This is a genomic window from Bacillus sp. SIMBA_031 (assembly GCF_046535225.1).
GTDB classification, from domain to species: domain Bacteria; phylum Bacillota; class Bacilli; order Bacillales; family Bacillaceae; genus Bacillus; species Bacillus velezensis.
In genome coordinates this window covers 1-259 of sequence record NZ_JAWRXC010000403.1, presented here as the reverse complement: position 1 = coordinate 259, position 259 = coordinate 1, and the positions used below count along the sequence as shown (strand labels likewise).

The following is a 259-nucleotide window of genomic DNA, read 5'->3' as shown; positions in this document are numbered from 1 at the left end:
CCGTTCTGCTTCTCGGACTGGGGACTGGCGTCCTCCTTGTCCTCCCGGTGGGCGGCGCCGATGTCCCGATCGTCATTTCTTTGCTGAACGCATTTACCGGACTGGCCGTTGCGGCGTCGGGACTGGTGCTGGGAAATGTCCTCCTTGTGGTCGCGGGGACACTGGTCGGAGCATCAGGAACCATCCTTACCCGCGCCATGGCTGCGGCGATGGGCCGCAGCGTGGCGGGAATCCTGTTCGGGGCATTCAAGGGCGGTTC

1 protein-coding gene is annotated in these 259 nt (G+C 64.5%); it reads left to right on the top strand.

Annotated features, from left to right (window positions below; translation table 11 throughout):
* On the top strand, positions 1-259 hold a 259-nt coding region (locus SB724_RS20795; RefSeq protein WP_410572840.1), incomplete at both ends, for an NAD(P)(+) transhydrogenase (Re/Si-specific) subunit beta.